21 protein-coding genes, 1 tRNA gene and 1 pseudogene are annotated in these 18184 nt (G+C 51.5%); 3 read left to right on the top strand and 20 right to left on the bottom strand.

From position 1 onward, the window contains the following. Positions 1 to 43: 43 nt before the first annotated feature. The 3 genes from ntrC to dusB are packed head-to-tail and all read right to left on the bottom strand — an operon-like array spanning position 44 to position 3581. Positions 44 to 1483 carry a nitrogen regulation protein NR(I) gene (gene ntrC, locus RIC29_15935; GenBank protein MEQ8736415.1) on the bottom strand — a complete coding sequence of 480 codons (1440 nt, stop codon included), beginning with the start codon at positions 1481 to 1483 and terminating at the stop codon, positions 44 to 46. After that, complete coding sequence (locus tag RIC29_15940; protein MEQ8736416.1) at positions 1483 to 2589, bottom strand: ATP-binding protein; 1107 nt, start codon at positions 2587 to 2589, stop codon at positions 1483 to 1485. Before RIC29_15940 ends, ntrC begins: the two co-directional genes overlap by 1 nt. Then, a complete protein-coding gene (gene dusB, locus RIC29_15945) occupies positions 2589 to 3581 on the bottom strand; it encodes a tRNA dihydrouridine synthase DusB (GenBank protein MEQ8736417.1) in 993 nt (330 codons plus the stop codon). The genes RIC29_15940 and dusB overlap by 1 nt, the downstream gene beginning before the upstream one ends. 231 nt (positions 3582 to 3812) lie before the next feature. Here dusB and RIC29_15950 point away from each other — a divergent pair, with 231 nt between their 5' ends. Further along, a complete protein-coding gene (locus RIC29_15950) occupies positions 3813 to 4964 on the top strand; it encodes a bifunctional 2-C-methyl-D-erythritol 4-phosphate cytidylyltransferase/2-C-methyl-D-erythritol 2,4-cyclodiphosphate synthase (GenBank protein MEQ8736418.1) in 1152 nt (383 codons plus the stop codon). A 7-nt stretch (positions 4965 to 4971) separates the two neighbouring features. Here RIC29_15950 and cutA read toward each other — a convergent pair whose 3' ends face one another. Continuing rightward, complete coding sequence (cutA, locus tag RIC29_15955; GenBank protein MEQ8736419.1) at positions 4972 to 5274, bottom strand: divalent-cation tolerance protein CutA; 303 nt, start codon at positions 5272 to 5274, stop codon at positions 4972 to 4974. A gap of 106 nt (positions 5275 to 5380) precedes the next feature. Between cutA and RIC29_15960 the strand changes: the two genes are divergently transcribed. Further along, positions 5381 to 5635, top strand: a complete 255-nt coding sequence (locus tag RIC29_15960) for a hypothetical protein (protein ID MEQ8736420.1) — start codon at positions 5381 to 5383, stop codon at positions 5633 to 5635. 4 nt (positions 5636 to 5639) lie between these two features. Here the strand turns inward: RIC29_15960 and RIC29_15965 are convergent, their stop codons facing one another. The 9 genes and pseudogenes from RIC29_15965 to RIC29_16005 all read right to left on the bottom strand — a co-directional run bounded on the left by RIC29_15965 (position 5640) and on the right by RIC29_16005 (position 10958). Continuing rightward, positions 5640 to 6191: a hypothetical protein gene (locus RIC29_15965; GenBank protein ID MEQ8736421.1), complete on the bottom strand. Its 552-nt coding sequence runs from the start codon at positions 6189 to 6191 to the stop codon at positions 5640 to 5642. 111 nt (positions 6192 to 6302) lie between these two features. Then, a tRNA-Pro gene (locus RIC29_15970) sits at positions 6303 to 6379 on the bottom strand. 114 nt (positions 6380 to 6493) lie between these two features. Then, on the bottom strand, positions 6494 to 6919 hold the full coding sequence (locus RIC29_15975; protein MEQ8736422.1) for a MerR family transcriptional regulator: 426 nt from the start codon (positions 6917 to 6919) through the stop codon (positions 6494 to 6496). A gap of 98 nt (positions 6920 to 7017) precedes the next feature. Further along, positions 7018 to 7296 (bottom strand): annotated as a pseudogene (gene ihfA / locus RIC29_15980) (integration host factor subunit alpha). Between the two features lie 120 nt (positions 7297 to 7416). Then, on the bottom strand, positions 7417 to 8391 hold the full coding sequence (locus RIC29_15985; protein ID MEQ8736423.1) for a beta-ketoacyl-ACP synthase III: 975 nt from the start codon (positions 8389 to 8391) through the stop codon (positions 7417 to 7419). Then, positions 8388 to 9440: a phosphate acyltransferase PlsX gene (gene plsX, locus RIC29_15990; GenBank protein ID MEQ8736424.1), complete on the bottom strand. Its 1053-nt coding sequence runs from the start codon at positions 9438 to 9440 to the stop codon at positions 8388 to 8390. The genes RIC29_15985 and plsX overlap by 4 nt, the downstream gene beginning before the upstream one ends. A 115-nt stretch (positions 9441 to 9555) precedes the next feature. Next, a complete protein-coding gene (gene rpmF, locus RIC29_15995; GenBank protein ID MEQ8736425.1) occupies positions 9556 to 9744 on the bottom strand; it encodes a 50S ribosomal protein L32 in 189 nt (62 codons plus the stop codon). A 123-nt stretch (positions 9745 to 9867) separates the two neighbouring features. Continuing rightward, complete coding sequence (locus RIC29_16000; GenBank protein ID MEQ8736426.1) at positions 9868 to 10398, bottom strand: DUF177 domain-containing protein; 531 nt, start codon at positions 10396 to 10398, stop codon at positions 9868 to 9870. Positions 10399 to 10403: 5 nt separating this feature from the next. Then, positions 10404 to 10958, bottom strand: a complete 555-nt coding sequence (locus RIC29_16005) for a ubiquinol-cytochrome C chaperone family protein (GenBank protein ID MEQ8736427.1) — start codon at positions 10956 to 10958, stop codon at positions 10404 to 10406. A 132-nt stretch (positions 10959 to 11090) separates the two neighbouring features. Here RIC29_16005 and bamE point away from each other — a divergent pair, with 132 nt between their 5' ends. Then, the gene (gene bamE / locus RIC29_16010; GenBank protein MEQ8736428.1) at positions 11091 to 11570 is read left to right on the top strand and encodes an outer membrane protein assembly factor BamE; all 480 of its coding nucleotides are present in this window, start codon (positions 11091 to 11093) and stop codon (positions 11568 to 11570) included. 18 nt (positions 11571 to 11588) lie between these two features. On the opposite strand, the gene ppa is transcribed toward bamE, so the two are convergent. The 7 genes from ppa to ribB form a co-directional block, all read right to left on the bottom strand. Next, a complete protein-coding gene (gene ppa / locus RIC29_16015) occupies positions 11589 to 12122 on the bottom strand; it encodes an inorganic diphosphatase (protein MEQ8736429.1) in 534 nt (177 codons plus the stop codon). Between the two features lie 94 nt (positions 12123 to 12216). After that, a complete protein-coding gene (locus RIC29_16020; GenBank protein MEQ8736430.1) occupies positions 12217 to 14298 on the bottom strand; it encodes a sodium-translocating pyrophosphatase in 2082 nt (693 codons plus the stop codon). A 207-nt stretch (positions 14299 to 14505) separates the two neighbouring features. Further along, positions 14506 to 14988, bottom strand: a complete 483-nt coding sequence (locus RIC29_16025; protein MEQ8736431.1) for a hypothetical protein — start codon at positions 14986 to 14988, stop codon at positions 14506 to 14508. A gap of 52 nt (positions 14989 to 15040) precedes the next feature. Next, a complete protein-coding gene (gene thiL, locus RIC29_16030) occupies positions 15041 to 16024 on the bottom strand; it encodes a thiamine-phosphate kinase (GenBank protein ID MEQ8736432.1) in 984 nt (327 codons plus the stop codon). 43 nt (positions 16025 to 16067) lie between these two features. Beyond that, positions 16068 to 16595: a transcription antitermination factor NusB gene (nusB, locus tag RIC29_16035; GenBank protein MEQ8736433.1), complete on the bottom strand. Its 528-nt coding sequence runs from the start codon at positions 16593 to 16595 to the stop codon at positions 16068 to 16070. Next, positions 16592 to 17053, bottom strand: a complete 462-nt coding sequence (ribH, locus tag RIC29_16040; GenBank protein ID MEQ8736434.1) for a 6,7-dimethyl-8-ribityllumazine synthase — start codon at positions 17051 to 17053, stop codon at positions 16592 to 16594. Before ribH ends, nusB begins: the two co-directional genes overlap by 4 nt. 11 nt (positions 17054 to 17064) lie before the next feature. Further along, positions 17065 to 18177 carry a 3,4-dihydroxy-2-butanone-4-phosphate synthase gene (ribB, locus tag RIC29_16045; protein MEQ8736435.1) on the bottom strand — a complete coding sequence of 371 codons (1113 nt, stop codon included), beginning with the start codon at positions 18175 to 18177 and terminating at the stop codon, positions 17065 to 17067. Positions 18178 to 18184: the final 7 nt, after the last annotated feature.

Here is an 18184-nt window from a genome sequence, read left to right on the forward strand (position 1 = left end):
CGCATGCAACACCGGTAAAATTGACGACAATTCTGCCGGTTGATTAACGAAGGCCACGGACAACATTGATATCCAATTCCTTGATTTTCTTCCGCAACGTGTTGCGGTTCAGTCCTAGGACTCTCGCGGCCTTGAGTTGGTTACCCGCGGTCGCGTTTAAAGTTAAAGAAACCAATGGGCGTTCCATCTCATGGAGCATGCGATCATAAAGGCCTTCCGGAGGCAGCGCTCCGCCATGTTGTGAGAAGTAGCGTAGGAGATGTTTTTCAATCGCCTCACTAAGATTTTCCGATGCATCTTCATTATGAATAGCTTCAGTCGAAACCGTATTCAGTTCCATTTCCACGGCTTCTACACCGATTGTTTCTTCAGCATAAAGCGCGGCAAGCCTTTTAACCAAATTCTCAAGCTCTCTGACGTTGCCGGGCCAGCGATAAGCTTTCATCTTGTCGATCGCAGAGGGCTCTATCCTTTTCTCTGGCAGTCCCTCTTCTACAGCTTGATCGAGAAAATGCTGAACCAATTCCGGAATATCTTCCACGCGCTGCCGTAAAGCTGGAAGCCTGACCGGCACAACGTTCAACCGGTAGTATAGGTCTTCTCGAAAAAGGCCCATTTTTATCATGTCGGCCAAGTTTCTATGAGTTGCCGCGATGATTCTCACATTTGCTTTAACAGAGGTCTGACCTCCGACACTGGTGTACTCGCCTTCCTGTAAGACGCGCAGCAGTCGTGTTTGAGCTTCTGCGGGCATATCGCCAATCTCATCAAGAAACAACGTACCGCCAGCCGCCTGTTCAAATTTTCCAGATGTTCTTTGGGAAGCTCCTGTGAATGCCCCCTTTTCATGACCAAAGAGTTCGCTTTCAATCAACTCCCTCGGAATAGCCGCCATGTTAACAGCGACAAAGGGGCCAGAGCGCCGCTGTCCATAATCATGCAATGCGCGGGCGACTAGTTCTTTCCCAGTCCCAGACTCCCCTGTGATCATCACAGTCAGGTCAGATTTAATCAATCGGGCGACGGAACGGTAGACTTCTTGCATGGCTGGCGAACGGCCAATAAGGGGAAGGTCTTCTTCATCAGGCGTAGCCGTTCTTATTTGTGCGCCAACTGAAGTTGTATCCAGGGCACGTTTGACTACGGACACCAATTCGTCAAGATCGAAAGGCTTCGGTAGGTATTCAAAGGCGCCTCGCTCAGCAGCCTTCACAGCCGTTAATAAAGTGTTCTGAGCACTCATCACAATAATGCGTAGGTCGGGACGCTTTTTTCTGATGCGGGGGATCAAGTCCAGCCCATTTTCATCTGGCATAACGACATCTGTGATCACGAGATCACCATCGCCGGCCTCAATCCAATTCCACAGCGTTGAGGCGTTATCGGTCGCGCGAACAGTATAACCCGCTCGCCCCAAAGCCTGATTAAGGACAGTGCGGATACCTGTGTCGTCATCAGCGATAAGAATAGAGGCTTCGGCCATCAGTCCTCCCCTTCGCTGAGTATTGGTAGCATAATCCGAAAGACCGTGCCGCGCCGGTCAGATTCAAACTCTATAACACCGCCATGGTCTGAAACAATTTTAGACACCAGCGCTAATCCTAAGCCGGTGCCATTTAACTTGGTTGTGACAAAAGGGTCAAAAAGGTGCGCTTTTAAGTCTTCCGGCACACCTGAACCATTATCGGCAACAGAAACAACGAGTGGCAGTTGAAGTCGCTTGTTAGACCCAGCGACTTTCAAACGCACGCCCGGTTGGTATGATGTCGAGAGAGTGATCTCGCCACCTTGCTCAGGAGATGCTTCTGCCGCATTTTTTATCAGATTAAGCAATACCTGAATCAACTGGTCTTTATTTCCGAAAACCGGCGGCAAGGAAGGATCATATTTTTCAACGTACTTGATCCCCTTCCCGAACCCATTTTCAGAAATGCGCCGTACATGTTCGAGAATCGTATGAATATTAACACCTTCGCGCGCAAGCGGACGGTCATCTGAAAAGACCTCCATGCGATCGACCAAGGCAACAATGCGATCAGCCTCTGCACAAATCAGTTTTGTCAAAGTAACGTCATCTGGGTCAGCATTTTGCTCTAAAAGTTGTGCGGCACCGCGAATACCCGACAATGGATTTTTAATCTCATGGGCCAGCAAGGTCGCCATAGCCGTTACAGAACGCACGCTGTTACGATTTTCTAACTGTTGGCCAATTTTTAGCGCGCGCGTGTGCTCTTGTAACGACACAACAACCACGTCTTCCCGGTCAATCAAGGGGGCTCCGTACGCCGACATCACGCGTATTCCGGTCTTCGGCGTGTCCAAAGTGAGTCCATACTCAGAAACAGGAGCACCATCTCTCAAGACCTGACCAATGAGAGCGTAAACAGCCCCATCAAAAGGCAACACTTCAGCGAGATCATGCCCGATAAGGCCACTTGAACTGGTTTGAAAAAGCTGTTCAGCAGCTCCATTCGCATAACGAATTTGATAGGTGCGGTCGACCACAAGCGTTGCCGCTGCCAGCGCGGACAATACTTCGTCAGGTTGTATTGGGTACTCTAGCTTAATGACCGAGGAGAATTGCGCCATCAGGCTGCTTCCGCGATGGTTAAATCATCCGCCTCAAACAGCTCAGTGATCAATTTGATAACGCGATCAGGATCAGACTCAGTATTGATGGCTGTCCGGAATTGATTTGCGCCATTGAGACCGTATGCAGACCAAGCCAAATGTTTACGCGCGACGCGAACGCCTTTACCAGAACCGTAATGACTTAAGAGAGAGTCATAGTGAGACAACAAAGCCTCTCTGCGCTCCTCTCGTGTGGGGTCGGAAAGCTTTGATCCGGTTGCCAGGAAATGTGCGACTTGCGACGGAAACCAAGGCTTGCCGTAACAGCCTCGTCCAACCATCACACCATCCGCCCCAGATTTTTCAAGCGCAACGACCGCGTCCTCTTCTGATGTAATGTCACCATTAACTATGACAGGTACAGTGACAGCATCTTTAACCGGTGCAACGGCACCCCAATCCGCCGATCCGTTATACATTTGCATACGCGTACGACCATGCACTGTAATCAGTTGAATTCCAGCGGCTTCAGCTTTACGTGCAAGTGACGGCGCATTTTGGTTGTCGTGATCCCACCCAAGGCGCATCTTCAGTGTGACAGGAACATCGACGGCCTCAACCACAGCTTCGATAATGCGTAAAGCGTGATCTTCGTCCCTCATGAGGGCGGACCCTGCCCAGCCTTTAACAACTTTCTTTACGGGGCACCCCATATTGATATCGATGAGCATTGCGCCACGTTGCTGATTCAGCAGAGCCGCTTCGGCCATCACATCTGGGTCACAGCCTGCAAGTTGCACAGCCATAGGGCCTTCGTCGTCACAAGAGGTGCTCATGCGTAAAGTATCGCGATGAGCACGAACCATTTGCTGACTGGCAATCATTTCAGAGAAGACTAACCCAGCGCCGAACCCGCGCACCAAAGCCCGAAACGGTTGATCTGACACTCCTGACATGGGGGCCAGAAGTACAGGGCTATCAAAAACAATGCCGCCGATGGCGAGGGCCATGAGAATCCGATGATCAGAGGTGCCTAATTCTTAGGCATTTGCGACTCAAAAAGCTTATAAATCAAGATGTTTTATTACTGAAAAACATCACTAAATCACCTAACCCCATGAAATCTGCCATTTTGCAAGAACACGCTGTGATGCAAAAGGGCAACTCTGGTTGCTCATAATACCACATGCTATGGCACGTCTGACAAAATGAATCCTGCCGAACGGAATCTCAGCCAAGCTATGACAACGATTGCAGCCCTTATTGTCGCCGCTGGCCGTGGCACACGGTTTAGATCGGTTTTACCCAAGCAGTACGCAATGCTGGCTGGAAAGCCTGTGATACGGCACGCGGTTGATGCGTTTAAAGCCAATTCTCAAATAGACTTCGTGGTAGCTGTTATTCACCCTGATGATCATCTCGAATATGCAACAGCGACCGACGGAGCTGAGATGCTTCCCCCTGTTTATGGGGGAGCGACCCGCCAAGAGTCCGTCAAGCGAGGACTAGAAGCGCTTGCCGAACTCAAACCCGATTTTGTTCTGGTCCACGATGGGGCGCGACCAATCGTGAGCAATGAGATTAATGAACGGGTCATCGGCGCGCTTCTCAATGGTGCAGATGCTGTTTTACCTGTGCTGCCGATTGCTGAGACTTTGAAACGCATAGATGAAACGGGTCACGTCACAAATACCATTGATCGAACAAATGTAACTCGCGCGCAAACCCCTCAAGGGTTCAATTTTCAAAAGCTTTTCGACGCGCACCAGAAATACCAAGGCCAATCTCTGACCGATGATGCCGCCGTCTTAGAACAGGCTGGACTTCGCATCGCCACCGTTGCGGGAGACCCACAAAACATCAAAATCACGGAGCAACACGACTTGTACGCAACAGCCCAACTCCTCATGGAAACACGCATCGGCTCAGGCTTCGATGTCCACCGGTTTGGCGAGGGTGATGGCGTGACCTTAGGCGGCGTTTTGATTCCAATGGATAAGTCGTTACTCGGTCATTCAGATGCCGATGTTGTACTTCATGCGGCGACAGACGCCATACTAGGGGCCTTAAGTGATGGCGATATTGGCGTTCATTTTCCACCTACGAATGTTGCATACAAAGATGCCTCTTCCGACCGCTTTTTAGCGTTTGCTATAGATCGTTTGGATCAGCGTGGAGGTTCGCTCGTCCATCTCGACATAACCGTCATCTGTGAAATCCCAAAGCTGTCCCCCCATCGCGATAAACTTCAGAAGTCCATTGCCGCCATTGCTCGTGTGCCCGTGTCACGGGTCAGCATTAAAGCCACAACAACTGAAGGGCTTGGATTTACCGGTCGTAAAGAGGGGATTGCCTGTCAGGTAACCGCGACACTCAAAGTACCTGCAACTTGATCTTTGATTACTGCGTTTGTTCGACAATCCAACTTAAATAAGCGGGTAACCCTCCCGACATATCGTAAGACACAACACATGGGATGTCATAGGAATGACAGTCCTTGAGACGTGACATTGCTGCGTCCCGCTGTCCAAGGGTCGTCTTAGCGATCAAAATAGTCTCTTTCGCTGACTCTATCTTATCATTCCATCGATACACGGATGTTGCGTTTTGAATAATGTTTACGCACGCCACCAGACGTTCGTTGACCAGTATTTCAGCCAAGGTCTTGGCTTCTGCTTCATCACTTGCTGTCGCGTAAATCATGCAGGTTTCCATGCGTTTTAACCTCTCAACAACGGTGCTATGGATTTGTTAACCAGGACCCTACATTATAATTGTAAAAACAAGTCCAATGGACTGGGGATATCCCATGGACGCTAAGTTACCAAAAGCACAACGCCTTTCTTTGGCGCAACGTAAGTGGCTGAACCGCGGGTTAACCCAACCCGGCGGAAAACTTCCGTTGTTTGACGAAAATGGCAAGAAAATCAGCCCGCAAGTTGTCAAAAAATGTGTCGAAGCGGGATGGGCTGAGCCATGGTTCTCAAACCAGCTTAAGCCCAACTGGCTGGTGTGTAAGCTCACGCCCGATGGACGCAGCATTTTAAATCAATCGGACAACTAAAAAATTAGGCTTGCAGTTCCAGCGTTTCGCCACGGCTAGCAAGAACGTTTGAAGCGGCTACGGCCAGTTCTGCGTAGCGGGAAGTGGCTGTCACAAAGTCTTGGGGAAGTGGTGTCACGCGAGCAGTCTCAGTCTTGTTTTGAGCCGCTTCAGCATTTCGCCGGCTTGTGGCGAGATATGCAAAATTCGCGTCTGAATTGGCGATAACCGATGCTGACTGATGATCTGGCGTTTTTTCAAGGCGAACAAATTGTTCCGCGCTAACTGCCGCTGGAGTTCCAGACAGTGTTTCAGCAGACTTAAATGGTTTAGAGTTTGCCTGGTTTAGGCCAGCAAGCGTGCTTTCCGAAAGCAATGTCTTAAAAAGAGACTTGGTCTCTCTTTGAGAAGCTTGACTGTTTTGCTGCTGGCGCTGATCGTCTTGTTGGCGTTCGGCTTGACGTGCTGGAGCCACAGCAGGTTTCTTGGTCACTGGCCCTATAGGGGGCAGACCAATCTGCTGTATGCCAGAATAATCAGCTTGCACGAACACGGCGTTGCGTACTTTCTCAGCCAAAAAGAATGTTTACACTTTATAAACTTTTTGGGCGCCCGGCAACACTAACTGAATCACACCTCGTGCAAGACGTGAGTAAAAAGACCTAAGTTTCTGTTATTTATGGAAAAATGGTCGGAGCGGCGGGATTCGAACCCACGACCCCCACACCCCCAGTATGGTGCGCTACCTGACTGCGCTACGCTCCGACCGGCATAGCCTGGGTGAGTTTTATTTGGGGTGCCCCAGGCTAAGAGGCGCGGACTATAACGGCGCGCTTCGTTCAACACAATGAACAAGAATTAGGAATTAAACCAGCCGTATTATCTGGCTGCCAGGGCCGTTCTTAACGTATCGCGAAGACTTTTTAGGTCGGACAAAACGGCAGAGAGGTCAATGGAAGACGACCCAGAGCTTTTCGGTTCCCCCGCAGCCTTATCAGCCGGTGTTACCGGTCCGCCTTCTCCCTCAAGAACAGTCTTAAGACCATGGTCCTTGAACAGTTTTTGAACGCCCTTAATCGTCAGTCCGTCGTCATATAACAGAGCCCGAATCCGTTTGAGAAGAACGATGTCCTCCGGGCGGTAGTAGCGCCGCCCTCCACCCCGCTTGAGTGGTCGAACTTGGCTAAATTTTGATTCCCAAAATCGAAGAACGTGCTGTGGCACGTCCAGTTCTGAAGCGACTTCACTAATGGTTCTGAATGCGGCTTCTGACTTGCCCGACCGCGAGGCTGATGCATCGCTCATGTCTCTGAGGAGCTAAACCCGGCGGGGCCAACAGGTGGCTTTTGCGGTGCAGGTACGTCTTCGTCTTCGTCCGTCATCCCGGAAACGTCTTCACCACGAATACGCGCCTTGAGTAATTGCGATGGCCGGAACACAAGAACTTTGCGCGGCAAAATTGGGACCTCGTCGCCCGTCTTCGGGTTGCGCCCGATCCGCTCACCTTTTTGACGAACAGAAAAACTACCAAACGAAGAAATTTTAACCGTTTCCGAATGGACAAGGGCTGTTGAAATTTCTGCGAGAACCATTTCGAGAAGTTCAGCGGACTCGTTACGCGACAAGCCAACTTCTTGATAGATTGATTCGCTCAATTGAGCGCGGGTCATGGTGCGGGTCATGTCGCACTGTCCCCCTATTCTGCGGTGCGCTGATCAATGACGTTAGCCCGGTTTTCGTAACCAGGTCAATACAGGTTTCTTTTCAATTGCAATGCGTTAGAGGCTGTTTCGGAGAGGCTATCAAAGCCTGACGAGCGCGGACCCCCAGGTAAAGCCGCCGCCCATAGCCTCCATTAAAACCAGATGTCCCGGTTTGATCCGTCCATCATCGACCCCATCTGCCAACGCAAGCGGAATGGAGGCCGCAGAGGTATTGGCATGGCGGTCAACGGTCACAATGACTTTATCACTCGAGATCTTCAGCTTCTTCGCAGTTGAATCGAGAATCCGGCGGTTGGCTTGGTGGGGCACGAGCCAATCCACTTCATCTATACTGATTTCATTTGCGGATAAGGCTTCCTTCACGGCATCTGCCAGATTGACGACCGCGTGGCGGAAGACTTCCCGTCCTTCCATCCGGACATGCCCGGTGGTTTGGGTGCTGGACGCACCACCATCCACATATAACAGGTCGTGGTGACGGCCATCAGAATGTAAATGGGTTGAGAGTACGCCCTGATCCTCGATGGTTCCCTGCCCCGTTTCCGCCGTCAGTGCGATCGCGCCAGCTCCATCGCCAAACAGCACACAGGTGGCGCGGTCATTCCAATCCAGAATACGAGAAAAGGTCTCCGCACCAATAAACAGGGCAGATTTAACCTGTCCACATTTCATAAAATTATCGACGGTTGCGAGGCCATAAACAAAGCCGGAACAGACCGCTTGAATATCGAAAGAAGGCACACCAGGCCGCCCCAGCGCCGCTTGGACCTTGGCGGCAGTTGCTGGAAAGGTGTTATCGGGCGTGGCCGTGGCAACGACGAAAAGATCGATATCCTCGCCCTTCAAGCCGGCGCGTTCCAAAGCCTGACGACCGGCGGCAATGGCTAAGTCCGAGGTGTTTTCACCTTCGGCTGCAACATGCCGCTGTTTGATACCTGTTCTTTCCTGAATCCATTGGTCGGATGTATCTACTTTTTTGGCCAACTCATCGTTGGTAACGACGTTTGACGGCAGATAGGATCCTACGCCTCTGATCACGGATCTTATAGTCATAGGGTCGTCGCTACCTGTTCAGGTTCAGCAACGTCGAAATTTAGGTGCGTCAGTTGCTCTCCGATACTGCTGTTCAGGTCGCGATCAACCATATCGACGGCCACGCCAATGGCATTGGCAAATCCAAGGGCGTCCGTTCCACCATGGCTTTTCACAGCCACCCCATTGAGCCCTACAAATAAAGCGCCGTTGTATTTTCGTGGGTCCGTGCGGGCCATCACTTGGCTGAGTACAGGCTTTATAAGCAAATAGCCAAGCTTCGCCATCATCGAACTCTTGAATGCTGACTTAAGAAACTGCGTGTAGAGCTTAGCCGTTCCTTCTGCTGTTTTTAAGGAGACGTTGCCGGTAAAACCGTCTGTGACCACCACATCAACCGTTCCAAGAGTAATATCGTCGCCCTCAACAAATCCTATAAAGTCCATATCCAGGTCTGACTCTCTTAGGAGTGCGGCCGCTTCCCGCAATACATCCGTGCCCTTCAAATCCTCGGACCCAATATTGAGCAAACCAACCCTAGGAATCTCTAATCCTGTGATTGCACGGGTGAAGCAGGCCCCCATCACGGCGAACTCGACCAAGTTGCGCACATCACATTGCGCGTTGGCCCCAAGATCCAACATCACAGTCTCGCCAACCTGATTGGGAAATAGTGAGCAAATGGCCGGTCGATCTATGCCTGGGAGTGTGCGCATGCTCAATTTCGCCATGGCCATCAGCGCGCCTGTATTGCCGGCAGAGACAACGCCATCAGCTTCACCGGTCTTCACGGCGTTGATCGCGTTCCACATACTCGAATTACGGCCCTGGCGTATGGCCTGCGAGACCTTTTGCTCACCGGTGACAACATCATCGCAATGGCGAATGTCGCAACAGTCTTGAAGGAGGGCGTTTTCGTCGAGATATGGCTGAATTTCGTCGCTACGGCCAAAGAGGAGATAACGGGTGTTTGGATATCGCAGACGCGCCTCTGCTATGCCATTCATGACAATGGCTGGGGCGGCATCGCCACCCATAGCGTCCACAGATAGGGTGATTTCTTTTGTCACCAACAGCCCCCGATCCCTTCACGGACGGCGCAAACAGCCCCACTTTGTGCGGGAAACGGGTTTATCCCGTTCAGCCATTAAGCCTGTAAATGCGCCTTTATTTGGCGCAAAGACCTTATAATACGGCGTCTGCGGGTTCTACCACATCACGGTCATTATAGGATCCACAAGCCTGACAGACATGGTGAGGACGCTTCAGTTCCCCACAATTTGGGCATTCCTGATGAACGCTGACACTCAGCGCATCATGAGCGCGGCGCATATTCCGCTTGGATTTTGAGGTTTTCTTCTTAGGTACGGCCATTGTTCTTACTTTCTAGGAATCTCGGGGTTTGGACCGCTCCGAGTAACCGGGCACCAAACGACGGCGTGTACATACCCAATACAAGGCCCCGGGGCAAGACCTGAGAGCATTAGTCTCAAGTCTTCATTTGCCTTTTTTGAGACGAGATAAGGCGGCAAATGGGTTGGCTGGTGTTAAGTCCTCATCATCCGGGTCATTATCAGACCATTCTTGCTCATTAAAACTGGCTCCATCCGCTCTCGGATAAGGATTCAGATTCAGAATGAGGTATTCCGCAACCAAAGCGCCAAAGTCGATCTGCCCGTCCTCGATAGGCTCGGGAAGATCCTCATCGTCCGGGACGAGATCTATTTCTTTACCTAAATCCGAAGGCTTTAAAGTGTATGTTAACGCAATATCTGCCTCAACGGACTCGGTCACTGGATCTAATGTTACACTGCAGGCTTGGCTCACATCTGCCGATATATGTCCCTGAACCGCGATCAGTGCACCGGCGCCTTTGGTGACGTGGAAGGACGCTTCTAAACGGCTGATGCTTAGAATACCGGCTTGTTCTGATAGAGCCACCTTCTCTGCATCGGTTGCGATGATGCGAACTTCCCTGCCTTTACCCGACAGCGAAGTAACTGGAAGCAGATGAGATAGGGTCGGCATCGAAATTAAGCCGCAGGAGCCTGCAATTCTGCCACCGTAAAGCTGATGTCCCCCGTCAAAAGGCGGTCAATGTCTTGTGCATTCAGAGCTTGATCTAAGGTCAACGCATAGTCTGCCAAACGTGAAACCTGCTCGGGGGACTGTTCAACAGAGCGATATACCGTCTCTTCAAAGGCGCTCATAAGTTGAACTCGGCCAGAGTCCATGCCCTCTTCCCAGGACTCAGAGCGCCCATAAAATGCTTTTGCCATTTTCTTCACTTGTTTACCGACGCTTAAATCCCCGACCCCCATCTCACGCAGGTTCCGATCCATGTCAGAGAACATATGATTCAGAACCGATTGGCTCATCTCCGCTGCCGCTTTGCCGTTCCCGCGCAATCGACGTATCAATAGCATGATATGTAGTATGATGAGGTCGAAGCGCCCATCGACCGAATCAGGCACGCCAAACTGGGTAAAAAAAGCGGGGCTGCGGGCTTGTTCAACAGCTTGAACGTAGAGTCTATTTGAAACATCGTTGGCGCGACGCGCCTCCCGAAATCTGTCGAATAGTCCCATAATTCTGCCACTCTTCTCTGCGATGTCTGCCAAGGTGTTATTTGGCCCGGATCATGTTTGAAGTCAACGTGACACCCCACCAGATCATATCCCGTCTACCACCCTTCAAACTGTTCTGATATAAATCCGGCCATGATGAAATTCAAAACACACTCCTTTGCTCTCAAGTCGGCCCTGGCTCTTGCTGTGTGCGCTATTGCTATGGCTCTTGGCGGCTGCGCTAAAGACATCAACGCCAGGGGCAATCTGCCGCCAGAAGAGGCCCTCGCCCAACTGATTCCGGGTCAGCAGACCAGGCAAGATGTGCAGCTGATTCTCGGCACCCCCTCTACAGTGTCCTTGGCTGGAGAAGAAACCTGGTATTACATCAGCGCGCTCACCACGCAGTATGCCTTTTACTCCGTTGAAGAGCTTGAACGGGATATCTACGCGCTCAAATTCGATGAACGCGGTATTTTGCAAGAGGTTGGTAAGCTCGGGCTTCTAGATGGCGAAGACCTGCAGATTGTTCAGCGGGAAACGCCAACCATGGGACGTGATTTCAGCCTCATAGAACAGCTCATTGGCAACCTTGGGCGCTTCGACCGTGGCGCACCTGAAGCCGGTCCGTAACACTAATTTACGCTCCTTTTAAGAACTGATCTTCGCGCGCTCAATCGCTTCACTAATGCTCTTGCGCGCGGCGTCAGCGTCCATCCAATCGCCAATCTTAACCCACTTCCCCGGCTCTAAGTCTTTGTAGTGCTCAAAAAAGTGCGCAATCTGCTTCAGTGTGATCTCAGGCAGATGCTTATAGTTCGTCACACCGTCATATCGCTGTGTAAGATGAGCAGAGGGCACGGCGATCACCTTTTCATCAATACCTGAGTCATCTTCCATCATCAGCACACCAACGGGACGCACGTTGATGACACATCCAGGAACCAACTGCCGCGTATTACAGACCAAAACGTCGATGGGATCACCGTCTTCCGACAAGGTGTGCGGCACGAAGCCATAGTTGCCTGGGTACGTCATCGGGGTATGAAGAAAGCGATCAACCACCAAAGTCCCGGCGTCTTTATCCAGTTCATATTTGATAGGTTGGGCTCCAACTGAAACCTCAATGATAACGTTCACGTCCTCTGGCGGCTTATGACCAATGGATATGGCTTCGATACGCATTCAGAATTTCCTTGAGCAAAGATGAAATATTTATTGAGGATATAAAAAAGCCCCGGCTCTGTGCCGGGGCTTTTTAACTTATATGCCTTGCGGATTAACCAGCAAGGATGGCCAGCAACAAAATGGCAACAATGTTGGCAATTTTGATCATCGGGTTGATGGCTGGACCAGCGGTATCTTTGTAGGGGTCACCAACGGTATCGCCCGTCACAGCCGCTTTGTGAGCTTCTGAGCCCTTACCGCCGTGGTTGCCATCTTCGATGTACTTCTTGGCATTATCCCAAGCGCCGCCGCCGGAGGTCATTGAGATGGCAACAAACAAGCCAGTCACAATGGTTCCCAACAACATAGCACCAAGTGCGATGAAGCCTTGGGCTTGGCCAGCCGTGAGGGCGACCACAAAATACAAGGCGATAGGCGCCAAGATTGGCAGCAAAGAAGGAAGAACCATTTCTTTAATGGCTGCCTTGGTCAGCATATCAACCAATACACCGTATTCAGGCTTTTCCGTGCCCTGCATGATGCCTGGCTTTTCTTTGAACTGACGGCGCACTTCAACCACAACAGCGCCCCCAGCACGGCCTACAGCTTGCATACCCATTGACCCGAACAGGTATGGCAGCATGCCACCGATGAACAAGCCGATCACGACGTAGGGATCTTTCAGAGAGAAAGCGATCCCTGCAAGTTCTGGGAAGTAGAACTCAAGATCAGACGTGTAGGCTGCGAACAGCACTAAAGAGGCCAAACCGGCTGAGCCAATGGCATAGCCTTTGGTCACGGCTTTTGTGGTGTTACCCACGGCATCCAGAGTATCTGTGATGTTTCGCACTTCTTCAGGCAACTCGGCCATTTCAGCGATGCCACCGGCGTTATCGGTAACCGGACCATAGGCATCCAGGGCGACAACCATGCCGGCCAAAGCCAACATCGTCGTTGCTGAAATCGCGATGCCGAACAGGCCCGCTTGGATAAACGCCGCAATGATGGCTGCGGAGATCAAAAGCACAGGAAGCGCTGTCGATTCCATTGAAACCGCCAAGCCTTGAATGACGTTTGTGCCATGACCTGTTGTCGAGGCTGCGGCAACACTCTTCACGGGGCGATAGTCTGTGCCCGTGTAGTATTCCGTAATCCAGATGATCAGGCCCGTGACGATCAAACCGATAAAGGCACACACAATCATCTGGGTACCCGTGATCACACGACCGTCATTCATCACAATATCTTCAGCAAACATGACGTTCGTGATGACAACGATCAGGACTGCAGAAATCACAGCACAGACGATGAAACCGCGATATAGCGCGGCCATCACTTTGCCGCCGTCCTTAACGCCGGCAAAAAACATGCCGACGATGGAACCGGCGATACAAACGCCGCCAATGACCAGCGGATAGAGCATCGCAGTTGTTTGCGCTGCCCCATCAAAGAAGATGGTGCCGAGAAGCATGGTTGCGACAACGGTGACGGCATAGGTTTCGAACAAGTCAGCAGCCATACCCGCGCAGTCGCCGACGTTGTCACCAACGTTGTCAGCAATGGTTGCCGGGTTACGTGGATCATCTTCAGGGATGCCAGCTTCGACCTTACCGACCAAGTCGGCTCCAACATCAGCACCTTTGGTAAAGATCCCGCCGCCGAGACGGGCAAAGATAGAGATCAGAGACGCCCCGAAGGACAAGGCGATCAGCGCTTCGATCAAGTGGCGTTCCCCAACACCCATGGCTTGAAGTGTGAAGTAATACCCGGCAACTGCAAGAAGGCCGAGACCAACCACAAGCATTCCGGTCACGCCGCCTGACTTAAAAGCAACATCGTGTGCGGCACTCATGCCGACAGACCGTGCAGCTTCTGCGGTTCGCACATTCGCGCGGACCGAGACATTCATGCCGACATAACCAGCTATGCCGGAGCAAACCGCCCCGATGACAAAACCGATGGCGGATAAGGCGCCAAGTGTTAAAGCCAGAATGATCGTTACGATCACGCCCACAACTGCGACCGTCTTATACTGGCGATTGAGGTAAGCTGCTGCGCCTTCCTGAATGGCGGTGGCAATCTCGACCATGCGGTCTGTGCCAGTGCCAGTCTTCATAAGGCTTTGGATAGCGAAAATTCCATAAGCGATAGCGATAACGCCGCTGCCCAGGACAATGTATTCGAGAGTGCTCATACCCGTTCCATTCGATTCGTTGATAAGACCCTATTTCAGGGCCACCCAACCGGCAAAAAAGCATTGCAGGTCAATGAGATACGTCTTTTCAGCGCTCCCCCGCCCGGGAAAGCGAACGGAAAGTGCCAGAATGGGCCTTGTCGTGCAACAACAGAGTCACAAAGAGTGAGGTAAACCCTGGGTTTGGCCTTCAGACAAGCGGTCTTTCTACTGCTCGAATACGGTGATGAGCAAAACATCTGAGACCATTTCGCCATAAACTTGCTGCGCCGCCGCCACCATTTCACGCTTAATACCTCGCAAGTCGGGACGCCGATATCTGGCAAAATGGGTTTGGAAGTAGACGATAAGGCGCTCATTCAGAGCACTCTCCATACGCGGCATGCCATTTTCCACGGCCGAACGATTCCCTTGAGCAATCTCTATGCGTGCCGTGATGTAAATGCGTTTAGCAATTCGAGCGTCTAAAATGACGGGTATAACTAGGTCTTCCAATGGATAGAGGATGGGTGCTCTTTCCGGCGGGATAAACCCAGAATTGCCTTGAGACTCTTTGCCGCCCGCTTCGCCTTCAGCCACCTCTTCGGGTTCAGCAAAGGGATTGGGCACAATATCGAGCACCATGAGCCCGGAAATCGCGCTTCCGGCCACCAACAGCATGATCGTAACAATGACAATAACGCGCTTCATAAGTAATAGCCTGCACCTAAATTACTGTGGGGTAAACAGCCCATACGTGGCTCTAAACGTGCTGATATCCCTGCCGATGGAACTCTAAAGCTATACCGTTGTTATCGACCACATGAACACCAGTCCCTGTGGTGAACTCACCAATGCGGGACACACTAATGCCCGCCTGCTTTGCCACAGCTAGAATTTTATCATCTGCGTCTGACGGCGCGGCAAACAGTAATTCGTAATCATCACCACCTGTGAGTATCGTCTCTATATGTTGATAGTTGATTAGCAAGTCAGTCCGAGCAGCCGAGGAAAGCGGAACAGCAGGTTGCAGAATATGACAGGCCAAACCAGAAGCTTGTGCAAGATGCGCGGCATCAGAAATCAATCCATCGGAAACATCGATACAAGCACTCGCAACACCAACAAGCGCCTTGCCAAGTGCAAGTCTTGGTTCAGGCACGCGATACCGGGCGATAATGTGACTTTGTTCCTTAGTGGATAAATGCTCCAGCTCGCCACGCGCCGCTAATAACCCAAGGGCTCCATCGCCAATTGTGCCAGAAACCCAAAGGTGATGACCGGCTTCAGCCCCATTCCGGCGCAAGACGCTTCCATCTTTCACTTTGCCAACGGCTGTTATACTGACGATGAATGGCCCTGGATGGCGGATGATATCGCCACCCATGAGGGGCACATCAAAATGCTCAACGTCGGTTGTTAAACCTTCGATAAAGTCTCTTAAAAACCCCTCAGACGTCTCCTGCCCTAAACATAACGCCATAAAAAAGCCGACCGATTCGGCCCCCATTGCCGCCAAGTCTGACAAGTTGGTGCGCAGTGCTTTGCGCGCCATATCTCCCGGCGGATCATCTGATAAAAAATGCACGCCTGCAGCCAAAGCATCTTTAGTGATGACCAAAACTTCACCCGAGGATACAGCTGGCAGAACCGCCGCATCATCCGTCAGCGCGAATGCTCCGGGCGCTTTGCGTGCGAGCGGCTTTAGCAGTGTATCAATTAGCGCGAATTCAGAGAGACCGGACATTACAAACTCCGGGCGTGGGTTATGAAGTAAGTTATAGCTTGGGTCAGGATGCTGCCAGGTCTTGGCCGTGCAAAGCCCGAGCAATTTTATCTAGAACGGCATTCACCATTTTAGGTTCCGTTCCACTATAAAATGCGTGTGTAATATCAACATATTCTGAGATGGTGACTTTCGCTGGCACCTCAATCGCCCCCAGCAGCTCTGCAATCGCGGCACGTAAAATAGAACGCACAATCAATTCCAAACGCTCTTTCGGCCAGCCCGCACTCAAATTGGCGTCAATCATATCATCGATATCGTCCTGCCGGGCAATCGCTTCTGACACAACACTTGTGAATGTCGCTTGATGCATCTCCGCGAGCTTAACAGGAGTTTCAACTTCAGTGTCCGGATCTTCCGAGATCGCAACTCCGCCCAACCGGCCATGCAAAAAGTCGCGGACCACTTTGGTATAATCCGCCTCACTTGACGCAACCTGGTACAGCGCCTGGACCGCAGCTAATCGCGCGGCGCTGCGCTCCTGTTTCAGATTGCCGGGGCGTTGGTCTCTGGTCCCATCAGATGCGGTCACGCTTCCACCCCGAGTTGTGCGCGAACTTCAATCAATCGAAGACAAGCTTCAGCCGCCTTCCCACCGAAGTTTTTTCGCTTTACGTCTGCACGCTCCTCAGCCAGGGGCCGGGTCGGACATGTCAGAATACCGTTGCCAACTGGAAAACCATGAGCCAATGCAACGTCTTGGGTTCCGCGCATGGATTCCGTGCACACGTGCTCGTAGTGGTCGGTCTCGCCTTTAATGGCGCAGCCTAAAACAACGCCCCCGTCAAACATGCGGCCCGTGTCAGGATTCCCTTTGCCTTCAATTGCAAATTGCAGGGTTGCTGGAATCTCAAGGATGCCCGGCACAACAATGCGATGAACCACACCGCCCGCGGCTTCAATGGCAGCGATAGCGCCTTGGGCAAGCTGATCAGAGATGTCTTCGTAAAAGCGCGCTTCGATCAGCACAATATTTGGTGTGTCAGTCATATCTATAATGTTCAATCTTCCAGAGGAATGGCGCGTTGTTCGGTTACTTTCAGTCCATAACCGTCAAGTCCGATAATTGTGCGTGGCGTATTGCTGAGGAGGACCATGTCTTTGATTCCAAGATCAACAAGTATTTGTGCCCCAACACCATAATCGATAAGCCGCGCCGGTGGCTCATCACCATTCACCTGCGCTTTGATCCGTTCAGAGACGTCTGGAGATCCCATTTCTCTTAAAACAACTACCGCGCCATGACCATGGGCCGCTACGGCAGACATTGCCCGGTGCAACTCACCAGTCTTGGTGCTGTCCGCATCCCAAAACATATCACTGAGAACATTGACCTGATGCATCCGCACCAGAACAGGGTCTGGTCCGCTCAAGTTACCTTTAATCAACGCAAGGTGCTCAACCCCAGACAACAGATTTTTATAAATACGAAGCGTCCAACCGCTGCCAAACTTGGAATTAAATAGCCGCTCAGCCGTCATCTCAACGTACTTTTCCGTGCGGCGGCGATAAGCAATCAAATCAGCAATGGTCGCAATTTTAAGGCCATGTTTCTGTGCGAAGGGAATTAAGTCTGGCATGCGCGCCATATTGCCATCGTCGTTCATGATCTCGCAGATTACACCTGAGGCCGTTAGTCCCGCCATGCGGCTAATATCAACTGCGGCTTCCGTATGACCGGCCCGCACCAACACACCGCCATCACGCGCCATCAAGGGGAAAACATGTCCCGGTGTTGCCAAGTCTGATTTGCCTTTCGTCGGATCAATAGCGACTGAAATCGTATGGGCACGGTCCGAGGCCGATATGCCCGTCGTCACCCCTTCCCGTGCCTCAATGCTAACCGTAAAAGCCGTCGCCAGCCGAGATTGGTTGTGCGCTTCCATCAACGGTAAATTGAGTTCTTCACAGCGTTGTTGCGACAACGCCAGACAAATCAAACCCCGGCCGAACTTTGCCATAAAATTAACGGCATCCGGCGTGGCCATTTGCGCTGGGATAATAAGATCACCCTCATTTTCACGATCTTCATCATCCACCAAGATGAACATCCGACCGTTCCGGGCATCTTCAATGATGTCCTCAATTGGCGATAAGTATTTGGAATGTGGCACGGACGCT

Source organism: Rhodospirillaceae bacterium (assembly GCA_040219235.1).
Classification (GTDB): domain Bacteria; phylum Pseudomonadota; class Alphaproteobacteria; order Rhodospirillales; family Rhodospirillaceae; genus WLXB01.